The sequence below is a fragment of the Ornithinibacillus salinisoli genome (assembly GCF_042684965.1).
GTDB classification, from domain to species: Bacteria; Bacillota; Bacilli; order Bacillales; family Amphibacillaceae; genus Ornithinibacillus; species Ornithinibacillus salinisoli.
Map to the genome: position 1 here is coordinate 40,889 of NZ_JBHUMI010000044.1, position 25,458 is coordinate 66,346.

At 37.1% G+C, this 25,458-nt stretch carries 25 protein-coding genes, 1 rRNA gene and 2 other annotated features; of the genes, 1 reads left to right on the top strand and 25 read right to left on the bottom strand.

The window, feature by feature from the left end; translation table 11 throughout:
- Positions 1-104 precede the first annotated feature (104 nt).
- The 23 genes from rpoB to ACFSTA_RS19950 all read right to left on the bottom strand — a co-directional run bounded on the left by rpoB (position 105) and on the right by ACFSTA_RS19950 (position 23,797).
- Positions 105-3,641 carry a DNA-directed RNA polymerase subunit beta gene (gene rpoB, locus ACFSTA_RS19840; protein WP_377558568.1) on the bottom strand — a complete coding sequence of 1,179 codons (3,537 nt, stop codon included), beginning with the start codon at positions 3,639-3,641 and terminating at the stop codon, positions 105-107.
- A 506-nt stretch (positions 3,642-4,147) separates the two neighbouring features.
- Entirely contained in the window at positions 4,148-4,747 is a 600-nt protein-coding gene (locus ACFSTA_RS19845; RefSeq protein WP_377558569.1) for a class I SAM-dependent methyltransferase, read from the bottom strand.
- A 99-nt stretch (positions 4,748-4,846) separates the two neighbouring features.
- Positions 4,847-5,212: a 50S ribosomal protein L7/L12 gene (gene rplL / locus ACFSTA_RS19850; protein WP_377558570.1), complete on the bottom strand. Its 366-nt coding sequence runs from the start codon at positions 5,210-5,212 to the stop codon at positions 4,847-4,849.
- Between the two features lie 67 nt (positions 5,213-5,279).
- Positions 5,280-5,780, bottom strand: coding sequence for a 50S ribosomal protein L10 (gene rplJ / locus ACFSTA_RS19855; RefSeq protein ID WP_377558571.1), 501 nt, complete (start codon positions 5,778-5,780; stop codon positions 5,280-5,282).
- A gap of 41 nt (positions 5,781-5,821) precedes the next feature.
- Positions 5,822-5,958 (bottom strand) — a sequence feature (ribosomal protein L10 leader region).
- A gap of 47 nt (positions 5,959-6,005) precedes the next feature.
- A complete protein-coding gene (rplA, locus tag ACFSTA_RS19860; RefSeq protein ID WP_377558572.1) occupies positions 6,006-6,698 on the bottom strand; it encodes a 50S ribosomal protein L1 in 693 nt (230 codons plus the stop codon).
- A gap of 194 nt (positions 6,699-6,892) precedes the next feature.
- A complete protein-coding gene (rplK, locus tag ACFSTA_RS19865; RefSeq protein ID WP_139177966.1) occupies positions 6,893-7,318 on the bottom strand; it encodes a 50S ribosomal protein L11 in 426 nt (141 codons plus the stop codon).
- Positions 7,319-7,483: 165 nt separating this feature from the next.
- Entirely contained in the window at positions 7,484-8,017 is a 534-nt protein-coding gene (gene nusG, locus ACFSTA_RS19870; protein ID WP_377558573.1) for a transcription termination/antitermination protein NusG, read from the bottom strand.
- A 325-nt stretch (positions 8,018-8,342) separates the two neighbouring features.
- Complete coding sequence (secE, locus tag ACFSTA_RS19875; protein ID WP_377558574.1) at positions 8,343-8,510, bottom strand: preprotein translocase subunit SecE; 168 nt, start codon at positions 8,508-8,510, stop codon at positions 8,343-8,345.
- Between the two features lie 36 nt (positions 8,511-8,546).
- Positions 8,547-8,696, bottom strand: coding sequence for a 50S ribosomal protein L33 (gene rpmG, locus ACFSTA_RS19880; protein ID WP_377558575.1), 150 nt, complete (start codon positions 8,694-8,696; stop codon positions 8,547-8,549).
- A 165-nt stretch (positions 8,697-8,861) separates the two neighbouring features.
- On the bottom strand, positions 8,862-9,494 hold the full coding sequence (gene sigH, locus ACFSTA_RS19885) for an RNA polymerase sporulation sigma factor SigH (RefSeq protein WP_377558591.1): 633 nt from the start codon (positions 9,492-9,494) through the stop codon (positions 8,862-8,864).
- Positions 9,495-9,621: 127 nt separating this feature from the next.
- Positions 9,622-10,131, bottom strand: a complete 510-nt coding sequence (locus tag ACFSTA_RS19890; RefSeq protein WP_377558576.1) for an NYN domain-containing protein — start codon at positions 10,129-10,131, stop codon at positions 9,622-9,624.
- Between the two features lie 2 nt (positions 10,132-10,133).
- Entirely contained in the window at positions 10,134-10,877 is a 744-nt protein-coding gene (gene rlmB, locus ACFSTA_RS19895) for a 23S rRNA (guanosine(2251)-2'-O)-methyltransferase RlmB (RefSeq protein WP_377558577.1), read from the bottom strand.
- A complete protein-coding gene (locus tag ACFSTA_RS19900; RefSeq protein ID WP_377558578.1) occupies positions 10,877-11,275 on the bottom strand; it encodes a Mini-ribonuclease 3 in 399 nt (132 codons plus the stop codon). Before ACFSTA_RS19900 ends, rlmB begins: the two co-directional genes overlap by 1 nt.
- Positions 11,276-11,278: 3 nt before the next feature.
- Positions 11,279-12,679 carry a cysteine--tRNA ligase gene (gene cysS / locus ACFSTA_RS19905; protein WP_377558579.1) on the bottom strand — a complete coding sequence of 467 codons (1,401 nt, stop codon included), beginning with the start codon at positions 12,677-12,679 and terminating at the stop codon, positions 11,279-11,281.
- Positions 12,660-13,328: a serine O-acetyltransferase gene (gene cysE / locus ACFSTA_RS19910; RefSeq protein ID WP_377558580.1), complete on the bottom strand. Its 669-nt coding sequence runs from the start codon at positions 13,326-13,328 to the stop codon at positions 12,660-12,662. Before cysE ends, cysS begins: the two co-directional genes overlap by 20 nt.
- A 51-nt stretch (positions 13,329-13,379) precedes the next feature.
- Positions 13,380-13,624: a binding site (T-box leader), on the bottom strand.
- Between the two features lie 43 nt (positions 13,625-13,667).
- Positions 13,668-15,137: a glutamate--tRNA ligase gene (gltX, locus tag ACFSTA_RS19915; protein WP_377558581.1), complete on the bottom strand. Its 1,470-nt coding sequence runs from the start codon at positions 15,135-15,137 to the stop codon at positions 13,668-13,670.
- A gap of 239 nt (positions 15,138-15,376) precedes the next feature.
- Positions 15,377-16,477, bottom strand: coding sequence for a PIN/TRAM domain-containing protein (locus ACFSTA_RS19920; RefSeq protein WP_377558582.1), 1,101 nt, complete (start codon positions 16,475-16,477; stop codon positions 15,377-15,379).
- Positions 16,478-16,681: 204 nt separating this feature from the next.
- The gene (radA, locus tag ACFSTA_RS19925) at positions 16,682-18,055 is read right to left on the bottom strand and encodes a DNA repair protein RadA (protein ID WP_377558583.1); all 1,374 of its coding nucleotides are present in this window, start codon (positions 18,053-18,055) and stop codon (positions 16,682-16,684) included.
- A 211-nt stretch (positions 18,056-18,266) separates the two neighbouring features.
- Positions 18,267-20,693 carry an ATP-dependent protease ATP-binding subunit ClpC gene (gene clpC / locus ACFSTA_RS19930; protein ID WP_377558584.1) on the bottom strand — a complete coding sequence of 809 codons (2,427 nt, stop codon included), beginning with the start codon at positions 20,691-20,693 and terminating at the stop codon, positions 18,267-18,269.
- A 13-nt stretch (positions 20,694-20,706) separates the two neighbouring features.
- Positions 20,707-21,774, bottom strand: a complete 1,068-nt coding sequence (locus tag ACFSTA_RS19935; protein WP_377558585.1) for a protein arginine kinase — start codon at positions 21,772-21,774, stop codon at positions 20,707-20,709.
- Entirely contained in the window at positions 21,771-22,319 is a 549-nt protein-coding gene (locus tag ACFSTA_RS19940; protein ID WP_377558586.1) for a UvrB/UvrC motif-containing protein, read from the bottom strand. The genes ACFSTA_RS19935 and ACFSTA_RS19940 overlap by 4 nt, the downstream gene beginning before the upstream one ends.
- Before the next feature lie 97 nt (positions 22,320-22,416).
- Positions 22,417-22,884, bottom strand: coding sequence for a CtsR family transcriptional regulator (locus ACFSTA_RS19945; protein WP_377558587.1), 468 nt, complete (start codon positions 22,882-22,884; stop codon positions 22,417-22,419).
- Positions 22,885-23,098: 214 nt separating this feature from the next.
- A complete protein-coding gene (locus ACFSTA_RS19950; RefSeq protein ID WP_377558588.1) occupies positions 23,099-23,797 on the bottom strand; it encodes an MgtC/SapB family protein in 699 nt (232 codons plus the stop codon).
- Between the two features lie 134 nt (positions 23,798-23,931).
- Between ACFSTA_RS19950 and ACFSTA_RS19955 the strand changes: the two genes are divergently transcribed.
- On the top strand, positions 23,932-24,549 hold the full coding sequence (locus tag ACFSTA_RS19955; protein ID WP_377558589.1) for an NUDIX hydrolase: 618 nt from the start codon (positions 23,932-23,934) through the stop codon (positions 24,547-24,549).
- Positions 24,550-24,714: 165 nt separating this feature from the next.
- Here the strand turns inward: ACFSTA_RS19955 and ACFSTA_RS19960 are convergent, their stop codons facing one another.
- Both ACFSTA_RS19960 and rrf read right to left on the bottom strand, forming a co-directional pair.
- On the bottom strand, positions 24,715-25,221 hold the full coding sequence (locus tag ACFSTA_RS19960) for a GNAT family N-acetyltransferase (protein WP_377558590.1): 507 nt from the start codon (positions 25,219-25,221) through the stop codon (positions 24,715-24,717).
- A gap of 112 nt (positions 25,222-25,333) precedes the next feature.
- A 5S ribosomal RNA gene (gene rrf / locus ACFSTA_RS19965) occupies positions 25,334-25,449 on the bottom strand.
- Positions 25,450-25,458 lie beyond the last annotated feature (9 nt).

The window sequence follows — 25,458 nt, forward strand, 5'->3', positions numbered from 1 at the left end:
ATACCTCCCTTTTAATGTGCGTTTTTACCAATCCATTTATTTTATAGAGGGAGGATAAAAATACAATTTTTATCCTCTGCTCTTTATAGAAACTAATTATGGTTCTAGTTTTCTTCTACTTCAATATTCAACTTGCTCGCTGCTTGCGTTTCTTCGTCTTCTAGTTCACGCATCTCAATTTCTGATTCATTACTTGAGAGCATTTTTACGTCCATTCCTAGACTTTGTAATTCCTTAATGAGTACTTTAAATGATTCAGGCACCCCTGGTTCTGGGACATTATCCCCCTTAACAATCGACTCGTATGTTTTAACACGTCCTACAACGTCATCCGACTTAACTGTTAAAATTTCTTGTAGGGTATACGCTGCACCATAGGCCTCTAACGCCCATACTTCCATTTCCCCAAAACGCTGACCACCAAATTGTGCTTTACCACCAAGTGGTTGCTGTGTAACAAGTGAGTATGGACCAGTTGAACGAGCGTGAAGTTTATCATCAACCATGTGAGCTAGTTTAATCATATACATTACACCAACAGACACGCGGTTGTCGAATGGTTCACCCGTTCTTCCATCATAAAGAACTGTTTTAGCGTCACGAGACATTCCAGCTTCTTCTAATGTACCCCATACATCTTCTTCTCGAGCACCGTCAAATACAGGGGATGCTACATGAATACCTAGTTCTCTTGCGGCCATTCCTAAATGTAATTCAAGAACCTGCCCAATGTTCATTCTAGAAGGAACCCCTAATGGGTTAAGCATAATATCGATAGGTGTGCCATCTGGTAAGAAAGGCATGTCTTCTTCAGGTAAAATTCTAGATATTACCCCTTTGTTCCCGTGACGACCAGCCATCTTATCTCCTTCATGAATTTTACGTTTTTGGACAATATAAACACGAACTAATTCATTAACACCTGGTGGTAATTCATCACCATCTTCGCGGTTAAATACTTTAACATCTAGAACGATACCGCCCGCGCCGTGTGGAACGCGAAGTGAAGTATCGCGTACTTCACGTGCTTTTTCTCCAAAAATAGCATGAAGTAGACGTTCTTCCGCAGATAATTCTGTTACTCCTTTAGGTGTTACTTTACCAACCAGGATATCTCCGTCAGTAACTTCCGCTCCCACTCGAATAATCCCTTGTTCATTAAGATTTTTAAGAGCTTCTTCACCAACATTTGGTATATCTCTCGTAATTTCTTCAGGTCCAAGTTTCGTATCACGAGCTTCCGATTCATATTCTTCAATATGGATAGAAGTATAAACATCATCTTTCACAAGTCTTTCACTCATGATGATTGCATCCTCGTAGTTATAACCTTCCCAGGTCATAAACCCAACAAGAACGTTTTGTCCTAATGCTAGTTCTCCATCTTCCATGGAAGGACCATCTGCTAAAATTTCACCTTTAGTAACTCGGTCACCTTCACTAACGATTGGGCGCTGATTATAACAAGTTCCTTGGTTAGAACGGATAAACTTTTGAAGTTTATAGCGATCTACATCGCCTTTTACTTCTTTTCCATCCACTTCTGTAACACGTCGAACATGAACCTGTTTTGCTTCCACTCGTTCAACAATACCAGCGTTCTGACAAATCACAGCTGCTCCAGAGTCTTTTCCTGATACATATTCCATACCAGTACCAACAAGGGGCGCTTGTGGTTTAAGCAATGGCACTGCTTGACGTTGCATGTTTGCACCCATCAATGCGCGGTTTGAGTCATCGTTTTCTAAGAACGGAATACATGCTGTTGCCGCTGAAACAACCTGTTTCGGCGATACATCCATATAGTCGATACGGTCGCGAGATACGACTGTGTTTTCTCCTCGGAAACGGGAAATTACTTCATCATCTTCAAAACTACCATCATCAAGCAATCTCGCATTCGCTTGTGCTACGACATAATTATCCTCTTCATCGGCAGTAAGGTAATCGATTTGCGCAGTTACCTTTCCTGTTTCTGGGTCAACTCGTCGGTATGGTGTTTCAATAAATCCAAACTTATTGACTTTCGCATAACTAGATAACGAGTTAATTAACCCGATGTTCGGTCCCTCAGGTGTTTCAATCGGACACATACGTCCATAGTGAGAATAGTGAACGTCGCGCACCTCAAAACCAGCACGTTCACGTGTTAATCCTCCAGGTCCTAGTGCAGATAAACGACGTTTATGCGTTAACTCTGCCAATGGATTTGTTTGATCCATAAATTGCGATAGCTGGGAACTACCAAAGAATTCCTTGATAGATGCTATTACAGGACGAATGTTAATTAATTGTTGCGGCGTTACACTCGATGTATCCTGAATGGACATGCGCTCTCTAACAACACGCTCCATACGGGAAAGTCCAATACGGAATTGGTTTTGTAATAACTCCCCAACCGAGCGGAGTCTACGATTACCAAGATGATCGATATCATCCGTATCTCCAACTCGATGAAGCAAGTTAAAGAAATAGCTTATAGAAGAAAGAATGTCAGCAGGCGTAATATTCTTAACGCCAGTTTCAACATTGGCATTTCCAATAACATTTAGTTCTTTTTCTCCGCTTGGGTCTGTTGGATCAACAATCTTAATGGACTGAAGACGAACAGGGTCATCCAATACGCCATCTTGCGGTTCAAATATTCTTTCACCAAGAATTTCATCATCGTTATCAAGGTAAGGGATTATCTTATCTAGCAGTTTACGCTCTAATTTATCTCCTTTTTGAGCTAAAACTTCACCCGTTTCAGGGTCTACAACAGTTTCAGCTAACACTTGATTGAATAAACGATTCTTAATGTGTAATTTCTTATTCATTTTATAACGACCTACATGTGCAAGATCGTATCTTTTTGGATCGAAAAAGCGTGAAACCAATAAACTCTTCGCGTTTTCTACAGTCGGTGGTTCACCTGGGCGTAGACGCTCATATATTTCTAGCAATGCTTTTTCAGTTGTTTCTGTGTTGTCTTTTTCTAGTGTGTTAATGAGGTATTCGTTATCACCGATTAGATCAATGATTTCTTGATCTGAACCGAAGCCTAGTGCGCGTAATAGCACGGTGATTGGGAGCTTACGTGTACGGTCAATACGTACATAAGCTACATCTTTGGCATCCGTTTCAAACTCCAACCATGCACCACGATTTGGGATGACAGTTGCAGCAACACCTCTTTTACCATTTTTATCTACTTTTTCATTAAAGTAAACACTTGGCGAACGTACTAATTGGGAAACAATTACCCGCTCTGCACCATTAATAACAAAGGTACCCGTGGCTGTCATAAGCGGAAAATCACCCATGAACACTTCCTGCTCTTTCACTTCACCTGTCTCGTTATTTATCAAACGAACTTTCACACGAAGTGGGGCATTGTACGTAACATCTCTTTCCTTTGATTCATCAACAGGATATTTCGGATCACCTAAACTGTAATCCACAAACTCTAATGATAGGTTTCCTGTGAAATCTTCAATTGGTGAAATGTCTTGGAACATTTCTCGCAAACCCTCTTCTAAAAACCAATCATATGAAGCGGTTTGGATTTCGATAAGATTTGGTAATTCTAACACTTCACTAATACGCGCATAGCTTCTGCGCTGCCGGTGCCGTCCATACTGAACTAGTTGACCTGTCAACTGCTTCACCTCTCAAATCATGCATATTTTGTTCTGTGAATTAATGTATTCTTCACATGAAAAACTTCTATAATATTTTCAGAGAACTTAAACCTAAGAATAGCAACCTCAGGAATTAACCCCTCTAAATAAATCACTTAGTTAATTAACACAGGGCCATGATATAACCTTGTTATTAACGCTTTTGGAAACGCCAATAAAAAGGTCTATAAACTATAACCTTTGTTTGTTACAAAACTACTAAGAAATATATAAAACGCTATAAGGTTTTAAAATCACTCTTGCCATACCAATGATAATGGGTTATCATTTTAAAATAGAATAGATTTTCAAACCCCTCAAGAAACCATATGTACAGGGAAATACTAGCAGAAAACGTCCCATTGTCGATTTTATTAGTGTTTCCGAATACCAATGATTTATACATTTCATAAAAATTCCTCTTGACAAAGGAAGTCCCATGTTAGCATTTTATTATGTTATCATAATCATTCTACTCAAGTCAATCATTTAATAGCCCGCAAAATAAAATAGCCTTTATCTCGAGCAACAACTTGAACTTCTTCAAATAAATCTTCTAGTTTCTCTTTCGCCGACGGAGCACCTTGCTTTTTTTGAATAACAACCCATAATTCTCCACCAGATAACAACGATTTTTTACTTTCTTCAAATATCCCATGAACGACTTTTTTACCCGCTCGAATAGGTGGATTCGTTAGGATTGCCGCAAAAGATCGACCTTCCAACTCAGAAAACTGGTCACTTTTAACAAATAAGGTGTTATTCACTTCATTATGATTCGCATTTTGAGCCGCTAATTCCAAGGCTCGCTCATTTACATCCGCCATAACAATTGTCCTACCCGGGAAACAATCAGCTAAAGCAATGCCAATTGGACCGTATCCACATCCCATATCAAGGATATCACCTTGAACATTGGGGGCTTCAAATTGTTCAATTAGTAATTTGGAGCCAAAGTCTACTTCATTCTTCGAAAACACACCAACATCACTAGTAAAGGTATAGTTTTTTTCTCTTAATTGATAATTCCATGTCTTGGGTGAACTTTTTGATTGGGGTTTTTGTGAAAAGTAATGCTCAGACATTTGGGCACCTACTTTGTTCATAATAGTTAGAGAAGAATTAATGTGTAAGTATAGAGCCCGCCGAAAAAAAACGACGAGCTCCTCTTTGAATAAAATTAATTATTTAACTTCTACAGATGCTCCAGCTTCTTCTAGCTTACCTTTAAGCTCTTCAGCTTCTTCTTTAGAAACGCCTTCTTTAATTGCTTTTGGAGCGTTATCTACTAATTCCTTAGCGTCTTTTAGTCCAAGACCAGTTGCTTCACGTACAGCTTTAACTACTTTGATTTTTGAAGCTCCAGCACTTTCTAGAACTACATCAAATTCAGTTTGTTCAGCAGCAGCGTCTCCACCAGCAGCTCCACCAGCAACAGCAACAGGTGCTGCAGCAGTTACACCGAATTCTTCTTCAATTGCTTTTACTAAATCGTTTAAATCTAATACAGACATTTCTTTAATAGCATCGATAATTTGCTCTTTAGTCATTTTTATTTCCTCCTAATTTTTATAATTGATTTTTTATATGATCGAAACACATAATTGATTATTTAACTTACGCGCCTTGCTCTTCTTTTTGTTCCGCAATAGCTTTTGTAGCATATGCAAAGTTTCGCATAGGTGCTTGTAATACGCTGAGTAGCATTGAAACCATACCTTCGTAGTTTGGTAGATCTGCAAGCTCTTTAATTTGATCAAGAGTAGCCATTTTACCTTCAATTACACCAGCTTTGATCTCTAATGCATCATGATCTTTTGCGAAATTATTTAGGATTTTCGCAGGTGCTACTACGTCTTCTTTACTAAACGCGATCGCAGTAGGTCCAACTAATAATTCATTCAATTCGCCCAAGTTTACATCCTCTGCTGCACGACGAGCCATTGTGTTTTTATACACTTTGAATTCAACGCCAGCTTCACGAAGTTCTTTACGTAATTGTGTTACTTCAGCTACATCAAGTCCACGATAATCAACTAATAAAGTTGATTGGCTTTCACGTAATTTATCAGCAATCTCTTGAACAACTTGTTTTTTCTGTTCGATAACTTTAGACATTGTTCCACCTCCCGTAGTTTTATCCATTATACCGTTCGAGCTCAAGTATTATAAAAGCCTCCATGTAGACATGGAGGCTTAACTAAACACAAGAAAGTTGCATTTATTATTAAACACCTCGGCAGGATATTAAGCGATCATTCGCACCTACTGTCTACGGTACAACGTATTCAATTCATAACGAAACTTAGTATAACGAATAGCCTCTGAAAAGTCAACTACCAATTAACGGTAATTTGAAGAATCCACTTTAATTCCAGGGCCCATAGTAGATGTTACAGAAACATTCTTGATATAAATCCCTTTAGCTGCTTGTGGTTTCACTTTTACAATTGTTTCAATTAAAGCTTCAAAGTTTTCAACTAGTTTTTCATTATCAAATGAAATTTTACCAATTGGTACGTGTACATTTGATTGCTTATCTACACGGTACTCTACTTTACCAGCTTTAATTTCTTTAACAGCTTTTTCAACTTCAAAAGTAACTGTTCCTGTTTTAGGGTTTGGCATTAAACCTTTAGGTCCTAATACACGACCAAGTTTACCAACTTCAGCCATCATGTCAGGAGTAGCAACGATTACATCAAAGTCAAACCAACCTTGGTTGATTTTACTAATTAAATCTTGATCTCCTACATAATCAGCTCCAGCTGCTTCTGCCTCTTTCAATTTATCGCCTTTAGCGAATACTAGAACGCGTTGTGTTTTACCAGTACCATGTGGTAAAACCATTGCTCCACGGATTTGTTGGTCCGCTTTCTTAGGATCAACACCTAAACGAAATGCAACTTCAACCGTTTCGTCGAATTTTGCTTTTGCTGTTTCTTTTAATAAAGTAACAGCTTCCTTTATATCATATGCTTTTGAACGTTCAACAAGCTTTGCAGCTTCTTGATAGTTTTTACCTCTTTTAGCCATTATTAATTTCCTCCTCTAATGTGGTTATAACGGTAATACCTCCCACTTATAAAAGCAAAGACCGCTTTTATAAAGCTCGCGAAATGACTCATCTATAGATTAAACCTAACAGTGAATCATATTCATGAAAAAGGTTGCGCGAATGAAAATTCCCTCATCACCGCAACCTTATTTATTCAGAATTGTTATGAGTATTAGTCTTCGATTACAATACCCATGCTACGCGCAGTTCCTTCAACCATGCGCATCGCTGCTTCTACGTCAGCGGCATTCAGATCTTGCATTTTTGTTTCTGCGATTTCTTTTACTTTGTCACGCTTTAAAGTCGCAACTTTATTACGGTTCGGCTCACCTGATGCAGTTTCAATACCAGCTGCTTTTTTAAGCAATATAGCTGCAGGTGGAGTTTTAGTAATAAAAGTAAATGAACGGTCTTCAAACACTGTAATTTCAACCGGAATAATCATACCCGCTTGATCTTGCGTACGTGCGTTAAATTCCTTACAGAATCCCATGATATTAACACCTGCTTGACCTAAAGCTGGTCCTACTGGTGGTGCTGGGTTAGCTTTACCAGCTGGAATTTGCAGTTTAACTAATTTGATTACTTTTTTAGCCACGAGACACACCTCCTTAAAGTCCGTGATGTGGTAATAGGGGATTTTTTTATTTGCCCCTCCCACTCATATTTAGCCATTATCCCTCAAATTTCGAGGGCATGAATAACAAAAGAATTTTAGCATGAATAAAGAAATAATGCAAGTTCATTCTCAAGCTAATTTACATTATAATTTTTCAATTTGTGAAAAATCAAGCTCTACTGGGGTCTCTCTACCAAACATGTTTACATGAACTTTCACTTTTTGTTTATCTATGTCAATATACTCAATAGTTCCCGTGAAGTTGGAGAATGGCCCATCCGTGACTCGAACACTTTCTTTTAATTCGAAATCAATTTGTACAACAGGCTCAGCCATACCCATCCGTTTAAGAATAGTGTCAACTTCATCTGGTAATAAAGGTGTAGGTTTCGTACCCCCACCACTTGACCCAATAAATCCAGTTACTCCCGGCGTATTACGCACAACATACCAAGAATCATCTGTCATAATCATTTCAGCTAATACATAGCCTGGAAACACTTTTTTCTTAACAATTTTTTTCTTACCGTTTTTAATTTCTGCTTCTTCATCTTCTGGAACAATAACTCGAAAGATTTTATCTTCCATCCCCATTGTTTCCACGCGTTTTTCTAAATTTGTCTTTACTTTATTTTCATACCCAGAATATGTATGAACAACATACCAATTTTTTTCCATGATTACAGGACAATCTACGCTGCCCTTCCCTCCCTTTGGATAAGTTTTACTTATTTATGGATTTTGATCTAAATATTTGCATTTATACGGTTACGTATTAAATAATGCTTTTTCTAGAAGATTGTTGTTTTAATACAAAAAAGTATCACTCTGCTATACGTCGCAGTTTATATTAATTTTGAAAAAGATAATCAACACAAATCACGAGAATAACTTAAATAAAAGATACTAAAAAAACCCGATGGTTCCCCGGGTTTTTGAAATATTACTCGCTTATTCATTTACATTATAACATACATATCATGTAATTATTCAAATAATAGCATTAAAATAAATTTAAGACCAATGTTATTAACTGATCAATGATCGCGAAGAAAACCGCTACAAATACAACTGTTGCAATAACAGTGATTGTATAACTAGTTAGTTCCCTACCTTTAGGCCAACTAACTTTTTTCATTTCACGAGATACATTTTTAAGGAATTTAAACATTTTGTACCCTCCCCAAACTCTACCCGAAGAATGCGTTTATTTCGTTTCGCGATGCAATGTATGTTTCCCACAAGTCTTACAGTATTTCCGTACTTCTAACCGTGTAGAATGTGTGGACACATTTTTATTTGTAGTATAATTTCTACTGGAGCAAATCGCACACGCTAAAGTAATTTTCTTAGTCATCGTTTTCACCCCATTAAGGGTTTTTCTCATATAAATGTAGCATGGTTGTCCACAAGTGTCAACGGGACTTTCATCTCATACGTAAAACGAGAAACAAATGCATACTAAAACTAATTTTTTCCACATGTGACGGGCGGTAAGTCTTCCACTTATTTAAGTTTCGCTTTATAAGTTTACTTCTTTTGTATCAAGTAGCTGTTCTAGCTTCCGTTTCACCCGTTGAAGGGCGTTATCTACTGATTTTACATGTCTTTTTAACTCGTCTGATATCTCTTGATAAGAGCGACCGTCCAAGTAAAGGTGAAGCACATCTCTTTCAAATTCGCTCAATAATTCTGATAATTTTATTTCCATATCTCCAAATTTTTCCCTGTTTACCAGTAACTCTTGAGGATCAATTGCTTTTGAACCCGCTATAACATCCAACAATGTACGATCCGATTCTTCATCATAAATCGGCTTGTCCAACGAAACATATGAATTAAGCGGAATATGCTTTTGTCTAGTGGCCGTTTTAATTGCAGTGATAATCTGTCTGGTAATACATAGCTCAGCAAATGCTTTAAAGGATGATAGTTTTTCTCCATCATAATCTCGAATCGCCTTATAGAGTCCAATCATTCCTTCTTGAATAATATCTTCTTTATCTGCACCTATTAAGAAATAGGTTCTTGCTTTTGCGCGGACAAAATTTTTGTATTTATCTATTAAAAAATCCAAAGCTTGCTTATCTCCTTGATGAATCAAGCGGATTACTTCATCATCATCAAGCGTTTGTATATTTTTATTTTTGAGAATCTTCTGCTTGATGTCCACCCACAATGCCCCCTACTTTACACACACAGTTGTAAATATAATCTATTATACAGTAAGCGCTTCAATAACTCAACAGCCTCAACTACTAATTAACAAGGGGAGAACAAACTCAGATGTCCCCTCGTCGCCATTTTTCGAATTTTTCTAGAATTTCTTCATTTAACGCTATTTTGGATTGTGGTCTATTATTTTTGTGAACCTCTACATTTGCTTCGATTTCTCTTTCAATATTATCCATTTCAATTTGCAGTTCACGAGCTGACTTACGCAATGCACCCTGTCCAAAGATTGTTCTTTGTTCAGCATAATCAGAAGTTGCAACGTATACTTGTGTTTTGATATTTTTTACCTTTTTAACTAGTCGTTCAATGCATTCATCCGCCGTTTCTTTTTCCTTTGTATAAATTACCTCCACCTTATGCTGCTTTAACTTACTTTCCATTCCACGCACATAATAGGCATCAAACACAAGTATTATTCGATTCCCAGAATATGCCTGATATTCGGCCATTAATTCAATTAACCGGTCCCTAGCTTGTCCAATATCTTTTTCCTTCAGCCTTTTTAATTCTTCCCAATCTCCAATAATATTATAGCCGTCAACTACTAATACAACCATCATCACTCACCCATAGGGTGCCTTTTTCGGTACACTTCGTACAACAACAAGCTACAAGCAACCGAGGCGTTTAGCGAGGAAACCTTACCTTCCATTGGAAGACTCACTGTCCAATCACACTTTTCTTTAACTAAACGACTCATTCCCTTACCTTCATTTCCAATAACTAGTGCAACAGGAATCATACCATCCAGTTTACGATAGTCCTCTGTAGCTTCCGCTTCTGTACCAACTACCCAAACGTTTCGTTGTTTTAGTTCATCAATCGTATTAGCTATATTCGTCACACGAGCAACAGGTACATGTTCCATAGCACCGGCAGCTGTTTTGGCAACAGTCGCAGTTAATCCAACTGATCTACGTTTAGGAATAATCACACCGTGAACACCCGCCGCATCTGCTGTTCGCAATATGGACCCTAAATTATGAGGGTCTTCTAATTCATCCAAGATAATAAAGAAAGGATCCTCATTTTTAGCTTCTGCCTTCGCAAACAAATCCTCTACATCTGCATATTGATATGAGGCAACATATGCTATAACACCTTGATGATTGTCATTCGTCAATCGATCTAGTTTGTTTTTTGGTACCTTTTGAACGATAGTACCCGCCGATTTCCCTAACTGGACGAGCTTACCTTGCACATTTGTATTTAATTGTTCTGATAGCAATACTTTATTAACTGACCGTCCTGATTTCAACGCTTCTATTACCGGGTTTTTTCCAATGATCATTTCTTGGTCCACTATGGTTTTCTCCCTTCTAAATGCTGTACCGCTTTTTCAAGCAATTCCAATAGCCTGTTTTCATTTTTTAATAAATAATGATAGCCAATTAACGCTTCAAAAGCAGTGCTATAACGATATGTTTGGACACTTGTATTCTTTGGTACAGATCCAGACTTAGCATTTCTTCCACGTTTAACTACACTTTTCTCCTCTTCTGAAAGGAAATCAGATTCTAGCCAATCTAAAATAACTGCTGACTGTGCCTTAGCAGAGACAAACGTTATAGCATGCTGATGTAATTGCTGTGGTTTGATTTGTCCAGTTTGTAACAAATGCTCTCTAACGTAAACCTCGTAAATGGCATCGCCCATATAAGCAAGGGCCAGACTCTTCATCTGTTTAACATCCAAATCCATTTTCTAGCCCCTTTTCCAACGCACACCTTGAGGAGTATCTTCTAAAATAATGTTTTGTTCCTTTAACATATCTCTAATTTCATCTGCTCGTGCAAAATTTCGGTCCTTACGCGCTTCATTTCTTTCTTGAATTAACGCCTCAATATCTTCATCCAATAACTCCTTCTCTTCCTCAAGAGAAATACCTAGTACGTGAAGCAATGTAAGAATCACTTCCTGAAATGCTTCTATTACATGTTTTGAAGTATGATTTAATTGCAGATAAACATTTGCTTCTTTCGTTAGATCAAATAATACAGAGATAGCATTCGCTGTATTAAAATCATCATCCATTTCTGCTTCAAAGCGGTTTGTGAACGATTGAATCTTCTCTAGCCAATCATCCGCCTTTGTATCTATACCCGTACTCATCGCTTTTCGATGACCCAAGTTGTAATAAGCTGTTTTCACTCGCTCTAAGCTATTTTGTGCAGAATTCAAAAGTTCTTCCGAAAAATTAATCGGATTACGATAATGTACGCTAAGCATAAAGAATCGAAGCACTTGCGGATCATGTTTTGCTATTAATTCTCTTGTTAACACAAAGTTGCCAAGTGATTTTGACATCTTTTCATTATCAATATTAATATACCCATTGTGCATCCAATAGTTAGCGAATGTTTTTTCGTTTAATGCCTCTGACTGAGCAATTTCATTTTCATGATGTGGAAACGTTAAATCCTGTCCACCGGCATGAATATCAATTGTATCGCCAAGATATTTTTTGGCCATTGCGGAGCATTCAATATGCCAACCCGGTCTTCCTTTCCCCCAAGGTGAGTCCCAAGCAATTTCTCCCTCTTTCGCACCCTTCCACAAGGCAAAGTCTAGTGGATCTTCTTTTTTCTCACCAACTTGAATTCTTGCTCCAGATCGAAGTTCATCAATTGACTGATGTGATAATTTACCATAGTCTTCAAAAGCTCGTGGTTTAAAATATACATCACCGTCTGCTTCATACGCATAACCTTTTTGGACTAACCCATCAATAAACGAAATAATGTCCTCCATCGTTTCGGTTACACGAGGATTATACGTCGCTTTTTTGACACCTAACGTTTCTATATCTTCTAGATAGGCATCAATAAAACGGTTAGCAACCTGAAATACATCTTCTCCTAAATCATTTGCCGTTCTAATGATTTTATCATCTACATCCGTGAAATTTAGTACATAATCAACCGTGTACCCTTTATATTCAAAATATCTTCTGACCGTATCAAAAACAATTGCAGGACGTGCATTTCCAATATGAATATAGTTATATACAGTCGGTCCACATACATACATACTTACTTTATCTTCATGTAATGGTTTAAACGGCTCTTTTTCACGAGATACAGTATTATAAATGGATATTGTCATTTGCTTTCCCTTCCTTTAGCTCCATAATTTCTTCTTTTAGTGCTTCAATTTCATTTTGTAATTGGGAACATCTATCTTCTATAGGATCTGGTAGTTTATGATGATCTAAATCACGTCTTACTTTATACCCATTTTGCACAACGACCTTACCAGGTATCCCTACAACGGTTGAATGATCAGGTACATCTTTTAGTACAACGGAACCCGCTCCTATTTTTGCACTTTCTCCTATTGTTATAGACCCTAGCACTTTCGCCCCAGAGGCAATAAGCGCATTATCTTTGACGGTTGGATGTCGTTTACCTTTTTCTTTCCCAGTTCCACCTAATGTTACTCCTTGAAAAATGGTGACGTTGTTTCCAATTTCACATGTTTCACCTATGACTACACCCATCCCATGATCAATAAATACTCGTCGCCCCATTTGAGCTCCTGGATGAATTTCGATTCCTGTAAAAAAGCGACTAATTTGTGAGATGGCACGTGCGATAAAAAATAACTTTCGTTTATAAAAAACATGAGCTAGACGATGTGACCATACAGCATGTAATCCAGAATAAGTTAAGAAAACTTCAACATAAGTTCTTGCAGCTGGATCCTGTTCAAATACAACATCCATGTCTTCTTTCATACGTTTAAAAATCCCCATATTGAACCTCCTTTTCACGAAGTTAACGCAAAAACGCCCCTGTGTTAAAAACACAGAGACGCTTTTGCGCGGTTCCACTCTGTTTGAAATTACCTTGATAAACAAGGTCCTTCCCAACTTATCCTCTGATAACGGTAGAGTTTTGACCGCCATTATGTACTAATAGGGAATACCTAAAGTTCCATAACGGACTCCAAGGGGCACTTCGAAACGGATACCCAGAGTCACTCCCAGCCGATGGTGACTCTCTCTGGATGAGTAAGACCGCTCCTACTTTCCCTTTTCAACGTTCCATATTGTATTACTACTATATTACATATTCCCAAGAATGTGAAAAGATTAAGCTCCTAAATCTTTTAATAATGCATCCAAACGTTTCAGAATAACTTCTTTTCCTAACAGTTCAATAGCAAAAGGTAATTCTGGCCCATGGGTTTGTCCAGTAGTTGCTACACGAATTGGCATAAATAATTTCTTCCCACGATGACCAGTTTCTTTTTGTGTCGCTTTGAATTGTGCTTTTATCGTATCTTTATTAAATTCATCTAAATGAATTAATTTATCCGTAAATACTTGTAACACTTCAGGTACTTGTTCTTCTGCCAATACTTCTTTTGCAGCCTCATCATACTTAATTTCTTGATTGAAGAATAACTCGGTTAGTTCAACAATTTCCTGTCCATAACGTAATTGTTCGCGATATAAAGATATAACATTCTCTGCCCAGCTTCTCGTTTTGTCATCCATGTTTTTAGGAAGTTTACCTGCATCGATTAAATGAGGTAAAGCTAAGTCAATTACCTTTTCTAGTTCTGAAGCCTTGATATACTCATTGTTCATCCATTTTAATTTTTGCGCATCAAAAATAGCTGGTGAGGTAGTTAACCGTTCCGGATCAAATATATTAATTAATGTCTCTTGGTCAAAGATCTCCTCTTCGCCAACTGGAGACCAACCTAGTAGAGCAATGAAATTAAATAGGGCTTCCGGCAGATAACCTAAATTATGGTATTGCCCAATAAATTGTAATATATGTTGGTCACGTTTACTTAATTTCTTTCGTTCTTCGTTTAAAATTAACGTCATATGCCCAAATTGTGGCGGAGACCAGTCAAATGCATCATAAACCATCATCTGTTTAGGTGTGTTGGAAATATGTTCTTCCCCTCGAAGTACATGCGTGATCTGCATTAAATGGTCATCAATTGCTACTGCGAAATTATATGTTGGAATGCCATTTTGCTTCACGATTACCCAATCTCCAAAATCAGCAGATTCAAACGTAATATTGTCACGGACAATATCATTAAATACATATGTCTTGTTTTCAGGTACACGGAAGCGGATACTAGGTTTTCTTCCTTCTGCTTCAAACGCAGCAATTTGCTCACCGGTTAAATCACGATGCGCTCCAGAATACTTCGGTGTTTGACCATTGGCTAATTGTTCTTCACGTTCCCGCTCTAATTCTTCTGAAGTCATATAGCACTTATATGCTAATCCTCGTTCTAGTAATTCATCAATGTATTTTTGATAGATCTCTAGTCGTTCCATTTGACGATAAGGACCATATTCGCCACCAACATCAGCACCCTCGTCCCAATTTACGCCAAGCCATTTTAGAAACTTTAACTGACTTTCTTCTCCACCTTCTACATTTCTTTTATCGTCTGTGTCTTCAATACGTATAATAAACTTTCCATCAAAATGTTTTGCATATAGATAATTAAAGAGGGCTGTACGCGCATTCCCAATATGTAAGTGTCCAGTTGGACTTGGCGCATAGCGAACTCGAACTTCATTTGCCATAATTGAATCCTTCCCTTCAAGAAGATTTAATTTGTACTAGCTGTTTTTAAGCATGTTGCTTTTCTAGATTATGAATACTTGTTAATAATTGATATAAACCGCTTAGTAACAACAGGTTTTACCAATATAGCAACAAACTATGTGAAAATAGCCTTATAAATAACTATTGTATTATTATAACAAAAAGCGATAACATTAACTGTTATCACTTTTTATATCCACTATAAGTTATACCCTTTTTACAATGCTTTTTCAAGTAATTTTGGTTTGGCGAAGATCATTCGACCGGCAGAAGTTTGTAAGACACTAGTTATAAGTACTTCAATCGTTTTACCGATATAATTTCTACCTTCTTCTACAACGATCATTGTTCCATCGTCCAAATACGCAATCCCTTGGTTTTGCTCTTTTCCGTCTTTAATAACTTGAACCATTAACTCTTCACCAGGCAATACAACTGGTTTGACTGCATTTGCCAAATCATTAATATTTAATACGGAAACACCTTGTAAATCACAAACTTTATTTAAGTTAAAATCATTTGTTACTACTATACCGTTAATTACTTTTGCTAACTTAATCAACTTACTATCAACTTCAGGAATATCCTCGAAATCACCTTCATAGATTTCAACCTTCACTGGAAGTTCTTTTTGGATACGATTTAATACGTCTAATCCTCGCCGTCCTCTGTTCCGCTTCAAAACATCGGATGAGTCGGCAATATGTTGCAGTTCCCCTAACACAAACTGAGGAATAATAATAGTTCCCTCTAAGAAACTTGTTTGACAAATATCAGCTACTCTTCCATCAATAATAACACTTGTATCTAGGATTTTAGGCTTTGGAATAAGTAAATCACTGTTTTCCTGATCTGTACTTGCTCGTTTTTTGTCTCGTTCTTTTTTATTTATATTTAATAAATTCACAAATTCATCACGTCGTCTGAAACCTACTTGGAAACCAAAATATCCTAATAAAATAGTAATAAATAACGGAATCACTTTAGATACAAACTCAATATCGATAGTTTGTAATGGTATATTTGCTAAATAAGCAATAACAAGACCGATAATTAATCCTAAACTACCAAAAAGCAGATCACCCACAGGTATTTTTACAAGGCCTTCTTCGACCCATCTTAAAAAATCTACTATATAATCTGCTATCCAATACGAAAGGAAAAATAATATTATTGCACCTAAAACAGATCCTAAATACGGGGATGCCACCCATGCTGCATCAGTAAAATTTAACAAATGAATAATATCTGGTATATATAAATACCCAATGGTACCGCCTGTTATGATAAAAAACAGATGTACTATTTTTTTCAGCACCACCCTCACCTCCTATCCATTATTATTACCTATTCATTAAAATAATAACCATTATTTTCAAATTAAAAGATGGTATAACCTAAATAATAGCATAGGTCCTACAAACATTCAATTGTGTAAACGAAAAATTCTATCACACTAATATACTGTTGTCAATTTATTTTAGTTAATTTTCGACAATTTTCTCATGATCTAGTAGTCCATTTATCTCGCTAAACCAGTTTCCAAAGCTTCTTTTACTGATTTTACTCCAATTACTTGAACACCCTCTGGAACAGACCAACCATCTAAGTTGTTTTGTGGACATATTACACGTTTAAACCCAAGCTTTGCTGCTTCCTGTACCCGCTGTTCAATACGAGATACGCGCCTGATTTCACCTGTTAAGCCAACTTCACCAATGAAGATATCATCGGGTCTTGTTGGTTGATCTCGAAAGCTTGACGTTATACTAACCGCAATCGCTAGATCAATTGCAGGTTCATCTAGTTTAACTCCTCCCGCTACTTTAATGTATGCATCTGAAGTTTGTAACATTAATCCCACCCGTTTTTCAAGTACGGCCATTAATAGCGGTACCCGATTTTGATCAATTCCCGTAGCCATTCTACGTGGGTTCCCATAGCTAGTAGGTGCAATAAGTGCTTGGATTTCAACTAACACAGGTCTTGTCCCTTCCATGGAAGCTACTACAGTTGACCCTGAAGCCCCTTGAGACCGTTCCTCTAAAAATATTTCGGAAGGGTTCATCACCTCTCGTAATCCCTCTTCCTTCATTTCAAAAATGCCCATTTCATTCGTACTACCAAATCGGTTCTTTACCCCTCGCAATATTCGGTACGTATGGTGTCTTTCGCCTTCAAAATATAGCACCGCATCGACCATATGCTCCAATAACCTTGGCCCCGCAATTGCTCCTTCTTTTGTTACATGTCCAACAATAAAAATTGGAATACCACTCGTTTTGGCAATACGCATTAATTCACTCGTACACTCACGCACCTGCGATACACTCCCCGGTGCACTAGTGACCTCTTCACGAAAAATCGTTTGAATGGAATCAATAATGACTAGGGAAGGATTTAATTGCTCAATTTGATTTGTGATATCCAATAAATTTGTTTCAGATAACACATACAGTAAATCAGATTTAACACCTAGTCGATCTGCACGTAGTTTCGTTTGTCTTGTTGATTCCTCACCTGAAATATAAAGAACAGGTAACGATTTATCTGCCAATTGAGAGGATACCTGGAGAAGTAGTGTTGATTTTCCAATTCCCGGATCTCCTCCAATTAGTGCTAGTGAACCTGGTACAATTCCGCCACCTAGAACACGATTGAATTCATTCAAGTTAGTTGTAATTCGGGGCTCTTTTTGTGATTCTATTGTTGTGATTTTTTCTGGTTTACTCCCAGATGTAGTTACTCCACTAAATGTTTGTCTACTTCTTGTGTTTGATGCCTCTATTTCTTCTACTAATGTATTCCAGTTATGACAACCTGGGCATTTTCCCATCCATTTTGCAGATTCATATCCACAATCCTGACAGACATATTTCGTTTTTCGTTTTGCCACCTAGAATCCAACCCTTCCCCTTAACTCTATTATATACGATGAACGTAACATAAAAGTTACAGACATCTATCAATTCATTTTCTTTTTTCCTTATTTTTGCCACATAGTGAAATTGTAGCATGAATTAAAAAAATTGTAGAATAAGGAAAAACTAGAAAGGTGGCCGCCCTTTCTAGTTTTTTAGAACTTTATTTTCATAAATATTTATTTCTTAAGGTAGGATGGTAAATTCACCTTTATTATTCAAGCCTATTTTTACTTTTTGACCAATAGAGATCGTACCTTTTAATAATTCTTCAGACATTAAATCTTCTACATTTTTTTGTATGGAACGACGTAATGGTCTTGCCCCATACTCTGGATCAAATCCCTCACTAGCAATTTTATCAATTGCCTTATCAGTCAATGTGAATTCAATATCTTGACCTTTCAAGCGTTTTTGAAGTTGTTTAACCATTAACGTAACAATATCTTTCATATGTTTCTTCTCTAATGAATGGAAGACTATTGATTCGTCTATACGATTTAAGAATTCAGGACGGAATGCTTTTTTCAATTCGTCCAATACTTTCTTTTTCATATCGTTGTATTCTTTACCTTCTTCATCCAGGTTAAATCCAACATATTTATTTCGTTTTAACTCGCTTGCTCCAACATTGGAAGTCATGATTAGTACGGTGTTTCGGAAATCAACAACTCTTCCTTTTGAATCCGTTAAACGACCATCCTCTAGCACTTGTAACAAAATGTTAAACACTTCTGGATGTGCTTTCTCCACTTCATCAAGGAGTACTACAGAATACGGTTTTCTTCGAACTTTTTCCGTTAATTGACCACCTTCATCATACCCAACATAACCTGGAGGGGAACCAACTAATCGTGAAGTGGAGTGTTTTTCCATATACTCCGACATATCGATACGTATCATGGCATCTTCATCTGCAAACATCGCTTCTGCTAAAGCCCGCGCCAGTTCTGTTTTCCCTACTCCTGTAGGTCCTAGGAAAATAAACGAACCGATTGGACGTTTCGGATCCTTCAGCCCAGCACGTGCCCTACGAATAGCTTTGGAAACAGCCTTCACAGCTTCAGCCTGGCCAATAACTCGATCATGCAAGACATTTTCTAAATTTAATAGACGCTCGCTTTCATCTTTTGTTAACTTCGAAACAGGTACACCGGTCCATATAGACACAACACTAGCAATATCTTCTACATTAACCTGCGAATCTTCTTGACCCTGTTTTTCTTTCCAAGCATTTTTGGTCGTATCCAGTTGCTCCCGTAACCGTTGTTCTGAATCACGTAACGAAGCAGCTTTTTCGAATTCCTGTGATTGAACAGCGGCATCTTTTTCTTTACGAACTTCTTCTAGCTTTTCTTCTAATTCTTTCAGATTCGGTGGAACTGTGTATGAACGTAACCGAACTTTTGACCCTGCTTCATCAACTAAATCAATTGCTTTATCTGGTAAAAATCGATCGGTAATATAGCGATCGGATAAAGTTGCGGCAGCTTCAATTGCCTCATCTGTAATCGTTACACGATGATGTGCTTCATAACGATCTCGTAAACCACCTAATATTTGAATGGTTTCTTCTACGGATGGCTCATCTACTTGAATAGGTTGGAATCTTCGTTCCAATGCAGCATCTTTTTCAATATATTTACGGTACTCATCCAGGGTAGTCGCTCCAATACATTGAAGTTCACCACGGGCAAGGGAAGGTTTTAAGATATTTGAAGCATCAATTGCACCTTCTGCTCCACCTGCACCAATTAACGTGTGTAATTCATCAATAAATAAGATGATATTCCCCGCTTGGCGAATTTCTTCCATTACTTTTTTTAAGCGGTCTTCAAATTCACCACGGTATTTTGTCCCAGCAACAACGGTCCCCATATCCAAAGTCATTACGCGTTTATCACGTAAGGTTTCAGGTACTTCATTATTGACAATCTGTTGAGCCAATCCTTCCGCAACCGCTGTTTTTCCAACACCAGGTTCTCCGATTAATACAGGGTTATTTTTCGTACGTCTGCTTAATACTTGAATAACACGCTCGATTTCTTTATTACGCCCAATAACAGGATCTACATTTCCTTCTTTTGCACTGGCAGTTAAATCTCTTGCTAAAGAATCAAGAGTTGGAGTATTGGCACTTGATGCCTGCCCACGCCCTTGTCTACCAGACTGGGACTCATTACTGCCTAAAAGTTGGAGTACTTGTTGTCTTGCTTTATTTAGACTAACACCGAGATTATTTAGAACACGAGCAGCTACACCTTCCCCTTCACGAATTAAACCTAGTAATATATGCTCTGTTCCAACATAGGAATGCCCTAACTTTCTAGCTTCATCCTGTGAAAGTTCCACAACTTTTTTAGCTCTTGGCGTATAATGAATCGTTTGCATTGGTTGTTTTCCAACGCCGATTAGTTTCTCAACTTCTTCTTGAATTTTCGGTACTTCTAAACCTAATGACTCTAATGCTTTTGCTGCGATTCCCTCCCCTTCACGAACAAGCCCGAGTAAAATATGCTCTGTACCTATATTATTATGTCCAAGACGAACGGCTTCTTCTTGGGATAATGCTAATACCTTTTGTGCTCTTTCTGTAAAACGTCCAAACATCATATAGCTTTTCCTCCTATTTCTCTTCTAATTGTAGCCTTTCCCTTATTAGGGTTGCTCGTAACACATCACGTTCATTTGCTGACAACGTTTCTTTAGCATAATGTTGGAGAAAACCAGGTTGTGTTAATACCATTAATTCATTAAGTATATTACGTGATATATTTTTTATGATATCTAAATCGATTCCTAGTCGAACATTTGATAGACATATTGCTGCTTCTTTTGATTCGATGATTCTACTATATTTCAAAACGCCTAATGAGCGATAGATTCGATCTTCTAACTTCGTAGCAGATTGCTCCATTAACCTCGTTCTTGCTTTTCGTTCATGCTCTATTAACTGCTGTACGACACTCTGTAAATCCTCAATGATATCTTCTTCTGTTTTTCCAAGTGTAATTTGATTGGAAATTTGAAAGAGATTTCCAATCGCCTCACTTCCTTCCCCATAAATACCTCTGACAACAAGACCGAATTGATTAATAGCTGGCATCATTCGATTGATTTGTTTCGTTAAAGCAAGAGCAGGTAAATGCATCATCACGGAGGCTCTCATTCCTGTTCCTACGTTTGTTGGACAGCTAGTTAAATACCCTTTTGTCTCATCAAATGCAAAATTAATTTTTTCCTCTAACCAATCGTCAAATTCAAATGCTTTTGTTAATGCCTTCGATAGTTGGAATCCTGGAAAATAAAGCTGCATACGAATATGATCTTCTTCATTAATCATTACTGATACCTGTTCATTTTTTGATATCATCGTTGCCGAGGAATCTGCATTTTTAGCAAGTAAAGGGCTAATTAAATGCTTTTCTACAAGGACACGTTTTTCAATTGCTGATAAATCTTTGATGGAAAAAAACTCAAATTCATCATGGTCTTGAAAGGATGCATGCTCGTACTCCTTTTGAAAGAAGTCACGAATTCCCTCTAATTCATCTACTTCTGCTATGATCGGAAATCTTTTGTCTGCAAAATTCCGAGCTAAGCGAATTCTACTACTCAAAACTATATCACTATCTGGACCGTCTTCTCTCATCCACGGACTAATCGCCTCATTCATAAAGTGTTGGAGTGTCATATATCCTCACCCGCTTCTTTATTTCTAATTTTCAATTCTATTTCTCTAATTTTATCTCTAACAGTAGCTGCTTCCTCAAAGGCCTCATTAACAATCAAATTTTGTAGTTCTGCCTTATACGTATCAACTTGCTTTTTTAAATGCAAGCTTCCACCCTTTCGTTTAGGGATCTTTCCATGATGTTTTGTGTTTCCACTATGAACACGTCGGAAAATCGGATCAAGATGCGTTGCAAAGGTGTGGTAACATTCTGCACAACCAAATTTCCCGACCCGCTTAAATTCAGAAAATGTCATATTACACTTGGAGCACTGCAATTCTTTCATTTGCTGAAATTGCGTACCTTGAGCATTTTTCACTTGTGAAGAATCGAAATTAAATAAACCAGTCAATAAATTGTGAAGGGAATACCCTTCTTCAGGATATGACATATACCCTTTTTCTTTTGCACACACTTCACATAACTGAACCTCTGTCTTATTACCATTGATAACTTGAGTGAAGTGCAAGGTAGCTGGTCGCTTTTGACATTCTTGGCATTGCACTTTTTAATCCCCCTTTATAAAAAATACTTTATGATGCATTCTGTTTATAAAGATTTAACCATTATCAACGTAATCAATAGTTGATATGTATGGCATACTACTTGTTTAAATACTTTAATGTTGTAAGCATTGCTGTTAGTACACGCGCCCTAACCTCATCACGAATTGGTAATTTTAACCCTAACGTATTCCGATCGATAGCACTTACCATGATCTTCGCTTCTCGTTCTGTTAAAAGATTTTCATCCATCAGTCTTTCTAAAACATCGATAGATGCTTGTTGTGTAACGGTGGGGTTAATAAGCCTTATAATTTCATCAATTAATTCCGATTTATCTTGATGCTTAATTCTTATTATCCGGATATACCCACCTCCACCTCGCTTACTCTCTACAATATACCCTTTTTCCATTGTGAAACGGGTGTTAATCACATAATTTATTTGTGAAGGTACACATTGGAATTGATCAGCAATTTCACTTCGTTTGATTTCTATGACATCCTGCCCTTTGGACTGCAGTATTTTTTTCAAGTATTGTTCGATTATGTCGGATATGTTACTCATTTTTTACCTCCTTATTCCCGTTGAACAGCCAGAGTATTCCTATTCCAATACAACCTTTTGACTTTGACTATCTTTGACTATGCATTTATTATACTGTAAAACTGGAATAATGCCAACTATGTTACTCCTTCTTATTCTAGACAAAATAATATAAATAAAAACACGTATAGGACAGAAAAACCGCACACATAGGCACGGTTTCGTTCTTTCGTTATTAAGTTCTCTCACTAATATTTTTTACGTAACTAATTGTTGATAGCTCTTCGAATAAGGATATATGGTTCAGTTCTTTATCCCGTTCAATTTTTATAAAAATACTCCTTAGATCATTTTCCACTTTCACAATTTCAACCTTCTTAATGGATAAATTATATTTTTCAAATACAGATACAACGTTATTAATAGCTAATCCAGGAAGAGCTACGATTTCGATTACCTGTGATTTATGACCTTTCGTAAATAGATTCTCAAAGTTATTTAGGAAGGCTAAGCTTAACAAAATTACTACTGTTGTAAACAATGCTGTAGCATACATTCCCGCTCCAACAACTAATCCTATACCTGCAACGGTCCATATAGATGCTGCGGTAGTTAAGCCACGTATTGTTCCACCATAAACCATAATCGTACCGGCTCCTAAAAACCCGATTCCACTTATGACATAGGATGGTATCCGAGCTGGATCAAATCGAACATTGTCATGTGCATCAATAAATGCCTCAAAACCAAAAAGAGATAACACCATCATTAAACAAGATCCTACTCCCACTAATATATGAGTCCGAAAACCTGCAGAGTGATTTTTCAATTCCCTTTCAAAGCCAATTAATCCAGATAAAACTAATGCTATAAGTACCCGTACAATAATAAGAAGAAAGTTATCATCTATCATAGTATTCATAAACTGTTCCATTTTGTAAACCTCCTTCTTTAATTTCTATTATTAGTTTACAATATTAAGAAGAAGATAAGAAGTGAATATGTAATTTTTTTGTCAACACTCCTATTAGTTTTGTGATTTTCTTGAATGGAAGAGGTGTTTTAATTATGACTAAGAAATGGTTGGATTGGGCTATTCGAATACAAGCACTAGCGCAATCTGGTCTAAGCTTCTCAAAGGATAAGTACGATATAGAAAGATATGAAGAATTAAGAGAGATTAGTGCGGAAATAATGGCAAATCACTCCGAATTGAGTTTTGAAAAGATACATGACTTGTTTGCTACCGAAAAAGGGTACCAAACTCCGAAAATTGATGTTCGTGGAGTTGTATTCCAAGACAATAAAATATTATTGGTTAAAGAAAAAATGGATAATAAATGGTCATTACCTGGTGGGTTTTGTGAAGTAGGCTTATCCGCTGCTGAAAACTGTGAGAAAGAGATAATGGAAGAGGCTGGATTTGATGTAAAAGCTGTTAAACTACTAGCTTTTTTTGATAATAACCATCATCCTCATCCTCCACAACCTTACCATTATTATAAATGCTTTTTTCGTTGTAATATTATTAAAGGAAATGCATCAGTCGGAATGGAAACAAATGATGTTCAGTTTTTTGCTAAGGATGATTTACCTCAGCTATCTGAAAGAAGAAATACAGAGTCACAAATTAAGGAGATGTTTTCTTTTTTAACAGATATGGACAAAGAGACCCTATTCGATTGAATTTCTTCCGTGATGGAGGACTGGACAATGTCCTCCATCTTTTTCTGTATTTTTAATAAATCCTATCTAATCGCAACCCCTAAACAATATAGTAGATTCTCTGTTGATACATATTAGTTTTGAAAGAGTAGATCTAACACGCTTCCTACCTAAAAAATATAGTAGTTATTTTAATATAGAGTACACGCTAACTTCCTTTCCCCATTTTACAATTTTCTTTTCAACTTCCATACCGATCCGTTCAGCTACTCTTGTAGATGGGATATTATTTACATCAGGTAAAGAGATTATTTTTTTCAATTTTAATTTTTCAAAGCCGTAATTTTTACAAGCTGATGCTGCTTCTGTTGCATAGCCATTTCCCCATACACGTTTCGCAAAGAGATAGCCAATCTCCATTTCTGTAACACCGTCTACTTCTTGAGGTACGATTCCACATTGTCCAAGGAAGTCTCCTGTTTCTCTATCTTCTACAATCCAGAGTCCTACACCATATTTAGCATAATTATTTAAAGTCCAGTTAATCCAATCGATTGTTTGTTCTTTGTTTTTGGTTGAAGGGTAATACTTCATAGCCTCTGGGTCAGAGAATATTTCCATTAATTTATCAACATCATCTGTCGTCATTTCTCTTAATATTAGTCTTTCCGTAGTTAATACAATATTATCCATTTCTTCCCCTCCTGTACTAGTCGAGAATCCATCTTTATCCATTTCAATTATATATGGAGAACACAAAAAAAGCTAAGCACAACTTATTGTGTGACTTAGCTCTTTCAACATTGCCTGGCGACGTCCTACTCTCACAGGGGCAATGCCCCAACTACCATCGGCGCTGAGAAGCTTAACTTCTGTGTTCGGTATGGGAACAGGTGTGACCTTCTCGCTATCGCTACCAGACATACACGA

Excerpts from the sequence above, each read along its gene's own strand:
- clpC (WP_377558584.1), bottom strand. The coding sequence starts at position 20,693 with ATGATGTTTGGACGTTTTACAGAAAGAGCACAAAAGGTATTAGCATTA.
- ACFSTA_RS19935 (WP_377558585.1), bottom strand. The coding sequence starts at position 21,774 with ATGACACTCCAACACTTTATGAATGAGGCGATTAGTCCGTGGATGAGA.
- ACFSTA_RS19960 (WP_377558590.1), bottom strand. The coding sequence starts at position 25,221 with ATGGATAATATTGTATTAACTACGGAAAGACTAATATTAAGAGAAATG.
- rpmG (WP_377558575.1), bottom strand. The coding sequence starts at position 8,696 with ATGACTAAGAAAATTACTTTAGCGTGTGCGATTTGCTCCAGTAGAAAT.
- cysE (WP_377558580.1), bottom strand. The coding sequence starts at position 13,328 with ATGGGGATTTTTAAACGTATGAAAGAAGACATGGATGTTGTATTTGAA.
- secE (WP_377558574.1), bottom strand. The coding sequence starts at position 8,510 with ATGTTTAAATTCCTTAAAAATGTATCTCGTGAAATGAAAAAAGTTAGT.
- ACFSTA_RS19845 (WP_377558569.1), bottom strand. The coding sequence starts at position 4,747 with ATGTCTGAGCATTACTTTTCACAAAAACCCCAATCAAAAAGTTCACCC.
- ACFSTA_RS19950 (WP_377558588.1), bottom strand. The coding sequence starts at position 23,797 with ATGGAACAGTTTATGAATACTATGATAGATGATAACTTTCTTCTTATT.
- rplL (WP_377558570.1), bottom strand. The coding sequence starts at position 5,212 with ATGACTAAAGAGCAAATTATCGATGCTATTAAAGAAATGTCTGTATTA.
- rplA (WP_377558572.1), bottom strand. The coding sequence starts at position 6,698 with ATGGCTAAAAGAGGTAAAAACTATCAAGAAGCTGCAAAGCTTGTTGAA.
- gltX (WP_377558581.1), bottom strand. The coding sequence starts at position 15,137 with ATGGCAAATGAAGTTCGAGTTCGCTATGCGCCAAGTCCAACTGGACAC.
- ACFSTA_RS19955 (WP_377558589.1), top strand. The coding sequence starts at position 23,932 with ATGACTAAGAAATGGTTGGATTGGGCTATTCGAATACAAGCACTAGCG.
- rplJ (WP_377558571.1), bottom strand. The coding sequence starts at position 5,780 with ATGTCTAAAGTTATCGAACAGAAAAAACAAGTTGTTCAAGAGATTGCT.
- ACFSTA_RS19900 (WP_377558578.1), bottom strand. The coding sequence starts at position 11,275 with ATGGATTTGGATGTTAAACAGATGAAGAGTCTGGCCCTTGCTTATATG.
- cysS (WP_377558579.1), bottom strand. The coding sequence starts at position 12,679 with ATGACAATATCCATTTATAATACTGTATCTCGTGAAAAAGAGCCGTTT.
- ACFSTA_RS19890 (WP_377558576.1), bottom strand. The coding sequence starts at position 10,131 with ATGGTTGTATTAGTAGTTGACGGCTATAATATTATTGGAGATTGGGAA.
- ACFSTA_RS19945 (WP_377558587.1), bottom strand. The coding sequence starts at position 22,884 with ATGAGTAACATATCCGACATAATCGAACAATACTTGAAAAAAATACTG.
- nusG (WP_377558573.1), bottom strand. The coding sequence starts at position 8,017 with ATGGAAAAAAATTGGTATGTTGTTCATACATATTCTGGGTATGAAAAT.